The organism is Methylobacterium trifolii (assembly GCF_022179685.1).
Lineage (GTDB): Bacteria > Pseudomonadota > Alphaproteobacteria > Rhizobiales > Beijerinckiaceae > Methylobacterium > Methylobacterium trifolii.
The window spans coordinates 1-6,003 of record NZ_BPRB01000017.1 but is presented as its reverse complement, the minus strand read 5'-3'; the positions used below and the strand labels follow the sequence as shown (position 1 = coordinate 6,003).

Annotated in this window: 4 protein-coding genes and 1 pseudogene; 3 read left to right on the top strand and 2 right to left on the bottom strand. The window is 54.2% G+C overall.

Annotated features, from left to right (window positions below):
- The 3 genes from COGEMETH_RS01395 to COGEMETH_RS01390 all read left to right on the top strand — a co-directional run.
- A partial coding sequence (locus COGEMETH_RS01395; RefSeq protein ID WP_238180833.1) for a restriction endonuclease occupies window positions 1-601 on the top strand: 601 nt, incomplete at its 5' end.
- A 164-nt stretch (window positions 602-765) separates the two neighbouring features.
- The gene (locus tag COGEMETH_RS25750) at window positions 766-1,455 is read left to right on the top strand and encodes an endonuclease/exonuclease/phosphatase family protein (protein ID WP_373875295.1); all 690 of its coding nucleotides are present in this window, start codon (window positions 766-768) and stop codon (window positions 1,453-1,455) included.
- Between the two features lie 268 nt (window positions 1,456-1,723).
- Window positions 1,724-2,497: a hypothetical protein gene (locus COGEMETH_RS01390; RefSeq protein WP_238180832.1), complete on the top strand. Its 774-nt coding sequence runs from the start codon at window positions 1,724-1,726 to the stop codon at window positions 2,495-2,497.
- Window positions 2,498-2,773: 276 nt separating this feature from the next.
- Here the strand turns inward: COGEMETH_RS01390 and tnpC are convergent.
- Together tnpC and COGEMETH_RS01380 are read right to left on the bottom strand one after the other, a co-directional pair.
- Window positions 2,774-4,076: pseudogene (tnpC, locus tag COGEMETH_RS01385) on the bottom strand (IS66 family transposase).
- 176 nt (window positions 4,077-4,252) lie between these two features.
- Entirely contained in the window at window positions 4,253-4,627 is a 375-nt protein-coding gene (locus COGEMETH_RS01380) for a hypothetical protein (RefSeq protein ID WP_238180831.1), read from the bottom strand.
- Window positions 4,628-6,003 lie beyond the last annotated feature (1,376 nt).

Below are 6,003 nucleotides of genomic sequence, written 5' to 3'. Positions count from 1 at the left end.
CAAAGAAGCCTGCAGGCTTTACGGCGTCTGGAAGGCGGAGCGAGATGCTGTGTCATCCCCCGACAAGGCACATTCTTCAAACTCTGAGATCGAGGCCGCCGCTGAGAAGCTGGGTGTTACCTTCGAAGAAGCGGAGGAACATGCCTGGGGCCAGATCGAAGATTTTTTGAAAACATCAGATCCCTTTGAGTTTCAGGATATCGTTGCGGATCTTCTAAGGGGGATGGGCTATCACATATCTTGGATCTCTCCGCCTGGAAAGGACGGCGGGATCGACATCATTGCTTATACGGACCCGTTAGGCGCAACGGGCCCGAGAATAAAAGTGCAAGTGAAACGGTGGAAAAATAAGGTCGATAGTGACGCGCTGAGGTCATTTATTGCCACAATCAACGGTGGAGACGTAGGAATTTTCGTTTGCCTCGCCGGGTTTACAAAGGACGCAGCGGATTGCGCGAGAAATCAAGAGTCCCGTAGGATGACTCTGATTGACGCGCGGCGTCTCGTGGACCTCTGGGTGGAGCACTATGCTCGGCTAGAAGATACGGCACGGCGACGCTTACCACTGGTACCAATATATTTTCTGGCTCCGAGGGAGTAGAGCATGCCCTCCTGATGATCTACCCGTTGATGCATTGTGTTATTACTTAGAGCACGGTTTCCAAGACATAGTCCCTGGCAGTGTGTGATTGGATTGGTGTGATGGTTTCTGTCCCGAGCATGAAGTATTAGGATTCGGCGAAATATGGGAGTGGGCCGAAAGATATGCGGTTAGGATGGTTGAACTGCAACAAAAGAGCCTGCCTTTTGAGATATTCTCACCACATACAGCGAGTTTTTTCCGACTCGGCCTGTGATGCTTGGCTTCTCCAAGAGTTCCGGAAAAATGACTCGGAGTTACCCTTTCATGCCGAAGAGTATTGGTTAGCTTTTGCGAGCCGAAATATTGGCGTCTACCTACGGCGTGGACTGGATCCGGTGAAGATGGAATACCGTTCTGACTTCTTCTGGGTGGCGTCGGTCGGCAATTTCAATCTAGGGGTAATGTATCTTGACCACAAAAGCGCTGGAAGGGTGCAACAATTTCAGGAGATCTCTTCGCTTGTCGACCAGAACCGGCCCACCCTCATAGGCGGCGACATAAATACCACCCTCAGGCCGAAGGATGGCATATATGACGGACGGTTAAGCACTTGGACAAAACCCAAAGAGAGGCTGGCCATAGATAGGTTCCTGACGAATTCCGGCTTAACTGATCCGTTTGACGCACATTCCCGACCGCCGGAGTTTTCATATGGATCGAGCCGGCATGGAAAGCAGTACATGTTCCGAAGTGATATCGTATTATGTTCCCATGATATCGTCGGACGTGTGCACATAGAGTATGATCACTCGACGAGGATTGGTGCGGGGTCCTTCACAGACCATTCGGCAGTGATTGCTACTCTCAGCTAATGCTGCGGCTGGTTCTGGGTGGGCACGGAGTAACGGACTTGCACCGTCGGGTTCGGTCAATCTCGCGTGTAAGCGCGATTTTGAGCAGTGCTGCACCTTGGGCCTGTCTGATCAGTCAGTCATAGCAATCCTGCCCGGCCTTCCACGCCAAGAGCGCCGGGATCCTTTACTTTACTCCTGCCTTCTGGCATCTTGTCCGATGCATTGAGATGAGGCTGGCGCCTCGACCAACCTGCCCCTGCGGCGAAGGTGGTTCCGGAGATCCGGGATGCAGCCGATTTGTTCGGCAAAAGTCGCAGGAGCGCCAGCCTTCCGACGTGGATCGACGGAGGCGCTCGTGATACGTCAGACACCACTGTCGGACTTGATTCAGAACCGGATGCGGGAGCTTGGTCTGAGCGAAGAAGCTATGGGTCGACGTCTCGGCTATGCGAACCCCGCCAAGGCTGCTGGTCGTGTGTACGCCTTGTGTAATGGCCAGCCGTTTAGCGCGAAGAGCCGATTTGCCTTGAGGCGCCTTCCTGAGGCTCTTGGACTACCGGTTGATGTGGTCGTCCACGCGGTAGCAGCAACTGAGCGGCTCTTCGCCGACCGGAAACGTGAAGCCGAGGAGCGACGTCGCCTTACTCAAGAAGCTGAGGATGCCGCCTGGAGGAAAACCTTCCGACCTCATGCCGTGATCCAGACCAAGTACACCGTCCCGACGCAGATCACGATTTGCGGCCTCATGGGTGGAGCGGGGCCGAGGCTGATAATCCCGTTCGATCTCTCTCGGCCCCCGATCACCTTCGTCAAGCAGGCACTAAATGCTCTGACCAAGCAGACCACGAAGCGCGCCGATGGCGGGCGAAGGGTGATGTTCTTCGGCAAGGCACTTGGGATCATCATCAACTATACGCCCGACGCTGCCCTGCGCTGCGATCTCGAAGGCACTCCGCTGGAGGTCCTCAACAAAGCGTACCGGATCAGTGAGGTCCGCTTGTCGTTCGGTGGCGCTCCTCTCACCCCTGCGGTCGTGTCGAGGATGCTCGGCCTTCAGTGAGGTGGAGACTAGATGAACATGGCCTCCGCTCCCCTTCTTCGATGTGGGTGGAGGTGTGGAAGTTCATCCCTTAAAATGATGTGGGATGGTGTATGGTGAATTGTAAGGAACTCACCTCCACACCTCCACACTCCACATCGAAAAAGGGGCAAGAAAGGAGAGGCGGACTGTACCAACATAATACCGGTAGGACCCTTTAGCAAATAGGAGTGCGCTGATAATGAGATCGTACTGGGACCACGCGATAGTAATTACCCACCCCTGTGACGGCGTGATTCAGGCGCTGACGGTTTTGAGGATGGTGCTGAAGGGGCTGACGCCTATGAGGCGCGCGGTATCGACGACGGTGCGGATGGCGGCCTCGCCCTCGGCGGCCCACATCGCGCGGTAGCCGTTGGTCATCTTCCGCTGGATGACCGCCGGGCGCAGCAGCCTCTCCGAGCCGTTGTTGGTCGGCTCGACAGCACCGGGATGGGCGAGGAAGACGAGGAGTTGAGCGCGGGCCCGGCCGATCTTGGCCTGCAGATCGCGGGTCAGGTCGCAGCCGCTCGGCGTGGCGAGGATGGCCCCGAGTTGTCGGTCGAGGCTCCGGCGCTTGGCTGCGAGGGTCGAGGTGGCCAAGGTGATGACGCGCTCAGCCAGGGCGAACACGGATTGCAACCAGAACTGCAGACGCCAGGGCACGGGATCGTCGCTCGCCTCGACGACGTAGGCGACGTCGCGGGCGAGATGGGCGAGGCAGGTCTGGTGTTCGGCCGCATGGCCCTACTGAGCCGTGTAGCGGTCCGAGATTCACACCGCGGGCCGGTGCCCGTCCATCATCTCCCGCACCACGATGGCGCCCCGCGTCGGCGAAGCCTGATGGACGACCGCCTCGGTCGAATGGAAGACCCAATGGTAAGCGTTGCTGCCCTCGATGCGCACGCCCGTCTCGTCCGATGCGACCACCGCGGCCCGGCGCAGGGCGGACACGGCGGCCTCGCGACCGGAGCGGAAGCGCCTCTGCGCGCGCTGAAGCAGGTTCAGCAGCCCGCCCTGGTTGAGCGTCAGCCCGAACAGGTCCGACAAGGTCGCCTGCAGCCGCTCGTAGGACAGCACCTGGAAGGTCTTCAAATACGTCGCCACCGCATGCAGCCGCGGGCCGATGGTTCGACGGGCTCACCATGAGGGGCGTGCCGCGCGCCGCGACCGGCACCGGCGCGACCACCCGCGCCTCGCAGGTCGGGCAATGAACGACCAGTCGCCGATGTTTAGTGACGACCGGCACCACCTCCGGCAACTCGATCCGCTCGGACACGCTCACGATCTCGGCGGTAAGATCGCCGTGCAGGTCGCCGCCGCAGCATGAACAGCGGTCGGGCCGATGATCGACGACCGCGTCGGGATCCTCGCTCATCACACGGCTATGGCCCTCGTGGCCGGGCTTGGCCCCGCCAGGTTTGGATTGCTCGCGCCGCCCCTTGCGGTCTGTGGCGGGCGGCTTCGAGGACGTGCGCGAGGTCTTGTCCGGACGCTGCAGACGCAGCACCAACTCGATCAGTTCTTCGCGGCTCAACCGCTCAAGATCGCTGCGCCCCATCCTACGAAGGAATCAGCGAAACCCGACCCGCGCAAGGGCCTAAGTAATTACCGGGAACTTTCATAGGTCGTGGACTACAAATGGGGTCAACTCCAGCCCATCGTGCACTAACTTTACCCTTGGGCCACCTCGTGGGGGCCAATCAGGGTCAGACTTTAGAATTTATTACACTATATTTATTTTTTTCTGCATTTTTTAAAATGAAATACATCACCTTTATGTTTGCTGAAAGGTCCTCCGCCATTCGACGGGACAATCACATATTCGGATACAGCAACCGGTACAATGAATATTCGAATTTTTTTACTGAACGACCCTTCGTCTCCACAGATGCCATTTATGATAGATATATCATTTTGCGAGTATACTTTTTCAATCCTGCAATTCCACTCCTGATCATGTGAAATAGTTTTTTTCGCAATCTCATACCCCTGTCCGGCGTTGCATGCCGATCCATCGATCGGAACATAATTACCTTCTAGATCAAACGAGAAAGCTGCAACCGAACTTTGTATAAAAAACATAGCGGCCAAAGCGAATGTTCTGTCCAAGGCTACTCTCCTATCGATCATAATTCGAGCTTATTAAATTATTGCGCTTTATACGGGATCTATGATCGAGGCAGCTATAGAAATTTCTGTATCCGCGCGATCGGTCATGGAGAGATTCCTCGCCATCATGGCTAGGACGCTCAGTAGCCTATTATGAAGGGGATGTGAAAAAGCACCGAAGCGTGACCGTTCTTACAGTCGTGCTCAAAACCCTGAGTTGTAGACCAAAGTCCAGGTTCGAGTGGGGCACGATCGTGCCCTACCCGAATCTGAAACTAAACATTTATAACAATGGGTTAGCAAAGGTTCCGTTGGTATCCCCCTTCAATGGCAAATTAGAGTGTTGACTAAAATGCTACCCTACATAAAAATGAAGTAGGCCGCGAGACGAGAGGCCTGCGCATTCTGTCGCCGCAAATCCTTGGATCGAAACAATGCATTATTCCCGCATCCTTGTGACTGTAGCTACAATATGTTTGATATGGTTGCCAGCAATTTCTATGGCTAATATGCCAATTCTTACTAAGCATCCTCGAAATCCCACTATGCAGACATGTTTAAAGTGGGCAATCGCGCAAGACGAAGACGCCCGTTATATGTGGGGTCTTTTGGAGAGTGGAAAAACATCCTTAGATGTTGGTATTCTGCGCCTGGCTCTTTCATGTCTTGGTGACACTCCCCCCGAGATCATTGCCTTCGGCTCAAGTGTTGGGGTTGCCGAAGCCTACTGCGAAACTCATAAACAGCAACAAGTATGTAAAAATATAAAATAAAAAATATCAATTGATAAAGAATATATTTCAATTGGGAGATAAAATGCCAAGGACTATTATGCTGTTTTGTTATTTTGTATATTCTGCTTCAGCACGGGATCGTCAATCTGCGCTTTATGTCGGGGGTGGATCACTATTGATGCGACATGCTCAAAGAGGGCAGGTGAAACGACGGATATTTGGTAATTACGCGTAAATATATTGAGGAGCGGCAGTCCAGGTGCGATATCAAAAAACCGTTTCTGCTTCTACAGGCTGGAATGCGAGCCTATCCTGCTCTGGCGAAGGCGATAAATATTCGAGAATCGTTCACTGAAGTATGAAAATCTAGAATCTTCTTGTAGAGTACGAGAAGGACTTTAAAACTTGGTGGAAACTTTGCCCGATCTATCTCAAAAACCCTTCTTATGCAGTCGGCATTGATCATAACCGATAGCTAATCTGCTCAGGCCTATAAACATTATTTTTTAGGACTGCTTGATGAGACGGTTCAAGGCGTCGCAACACCTACTAAACGATGTCGTTATAGGTGGTGAAGATGCGGTTGCTGAGTCAATTGTCGCGCAAGAACCGCCAGAGAGCCCCATCCTCGTCTTAAGCGCT